2 protein-coding genes and 1 pseudogene are annotated in these 2,192 nt (G+C 59.5%); 2 read left to right on the plus strand and 1 reads right to left on the minus strand.

What is annotated here, in order from left to right; all coding sequences use genetic code 11:
* The coding region (locus tag B4F73_RS15010; protein WP_290483667.1) for an RnfABCDGE type electron transport complex subunit D at positions 1 to 333 on the plus strand (333 nt) is incomplete at its 5' end.
* A complete protein-coding gene (locus tag B4F73_RS15015) occupies positions 330 to 1,712 on the plus strand; it encodes a DUF2330 domain-containing protein (protein WP_290479909.1) in 1,383 nt (460 codons plus the stop codon). The genes B4F73_RS15010 and B4F73_RS15015, both read left to right, overlap by 4 nt.
* Positions 1,713 to 1,763: 51 nt before the next feature.
* Here the strand turns inward: B4F73_RS15015 and B4F73_RS15020 are convergent.
* A pseudogene (locus tag B4F73_RS15020) lies at positions 1,764 to 2,192 on the minus strand (threonine aldolase); the annotation flags it as partial.

The following is a 2,192-nucleotide window of genomic DNA, read 5'->3' on the forward strand; positions in this document are numbered from 1 at the left end:
ATGGTGATCCCGATGCACCAGATGAGTTCCGGCGCTTTGCTGATCTTTGCCTTTTTCATGATCACTGATCCGCGCTCCACCCCAGACAGCCGCCTTGGCCGCATTCTCTTCGCGCTGATGGTCGCCGGCCTCGCCGCCTGGTTCACAATCGGCCCGAATGTGCGCGGCGCCCCGCTGATGGCGCTGGCCGCCCTCGCCTCGACCACACCGGTTCTGGACCGGTTTCTGCCCGCCCACCGCTTCCAGTGGAGCCAGCCACGGTCGGCCGCTTCGCCCAAACAGTTGAACTATTCGCTCATGCCACTTCAGGGGACAAAGGAGACACACCCATGAGACTCAAATCGCTAGCCGCAGCCTTGGCGTTGCCCGCGCTCGGCCTCGCCTTCGCAGCGCCGGCTTCGGCCTTTTGCGGCTTCTATGTCGCCAAGGCGGATACCGACCTCTTCAACGACGCCTCCAAGGTCGTGCTCGCCCGTGACGGCGAACGCACCGTCATCACGATGGCATCCGACTTTCGCGGTGATGTTTCCGAATTCGCGATGGTCGTGCCCGTGGTCGATATTCCGACCGAAGAACAGATCCACGTCGCCAACCCGGCCTTGATCGACCATATCGACGCGTACACTGCCCCGCGTCTTGTCGAATATTACGACGAGAACCCCTGCGAGATGGCGCGCCGCGAAAAGATGATGGAAGACATGGCAATGATGCCTGCGCCAACCGCCGCCGGCATGATGGAAGAGGCCGAAGAGCTCGGCGTCACCATTGAAGCCGAGTACGAGGTTGGCGAATATGATATCTTGATCCTGTCAGCAGAGGAGTCCGATGGACTGATCACCTGGCTGAACAATAATGGCTACAAGATTCCAGATGGCGCAGAAGAAACCGTAGGTGCCTACCTCAAGCGCGGAATGAAATTCTTCGTCGCCAAGGTAAACCTCGAACGCCATGACGGCTCGTCCATGCTGCGTCCGCTTCAGGTTGCCTATGAGGATGAGGACTTCATGTTGCCGATCCGTCTCGGCACAGTGAACGCTGAAGGCAAGCAGGAATTGTTCGTCTTCGCCCTGACTCGCGAAGGCCGTGTGGAAACCAAGAATTACCGCACCGTGAAACTACCCTCTGACATGGATGTGCCGATCTATATCAAGGACGAGTTTGCCGATTTCTATAAGGACATGTTCGCCCATCAGGTCGAGAAGCAAAACGGCAAGGCCGTGTTCATGGAATATGCCTGGGACATGTCTTGGTGCGATCCGTGTGCGGCCGAGCCGCTCTCTCGCTCGGAGCTGCGCGAACTCGGCGTGATGTGGCTGGACGAAGACACCGATGATGACATGCGCCCCGGCTTCGGTCCCCAGCCGGTCGATGCATTCGTGACTCGCCTTCATGTGCGCTATGACGCCGAGACATTCCCGGAAGATCTGGAATTCCAGGTTACCGGCGACCGCTCCAATTACCAAGGTCGCTACGTCCTGCGTCACCCTTGGCGCGGCGACTATGGTGAGTGTGAAGCAGCTGGCGACTATGCCGTAAGTCTGGTCGAGCGCTGGGACGACGAAGCAAATGAGCTCGCCAAGCTGACCGGCCGCGACTTCGATGCCATCAAGACCAAAATGGCATCGCTCGGCTATTCCGACGCGATCCTGAACAATGTCAGCGTCGAGCCGAAAGAGAAAAAGAACTGGTGGCAAAAGCTTTGGGGCAACTGACCCCAATCTGAGTTACCATCTGGCGAAGGCGGGCTATGAACAGGTCCGCCTTCAGCCCTTCAGCACACCAAGGAAGGCATCAACCTCCTCAGGCGTTGTGGCCCAGGAACAGACCAGCCGCTGGCTGCCGCCCATCCAGGGATAGAACACCGCACCTGCATTGTGGAGTACCGAGACTTGCGCCTCGCTTAGCAGCGCGAAGACTTCGTTGCCTTGCGGCTCGAAAGCCAAGTCCACGCCTTGCCGCCGCAAGCCCTCAGCCATGCGCCGCGCCATCTCGTTCGCATGGGTCGCAAGGTCTAGCCACAGCCGATCCGCCAGCATCGCTTCGGCCTGCGCAGCCAGATAACGCATCTTGGGCGGCATGTGGCCGGAGCGCTTGGCGCGCGCTTCGAGTTCACGTTTCTTCTGCCGCGCCTCGCCGAACAGCAGAATGATCTCACAGCCCATCGCGCCGGTCTTGGTCAAGCCGAAGGTGAG

Origin of the sequence: Hyphomonas sp. UBA3601, from assembly GCF_002375605.1 — a bacterium.
Classification (GTDB): domain Bacteria; phylum Pseudomonadota; class Alphaproteobacteria; order Caulobacterales; family Hyphomonadaceae; genus Hyphomonas.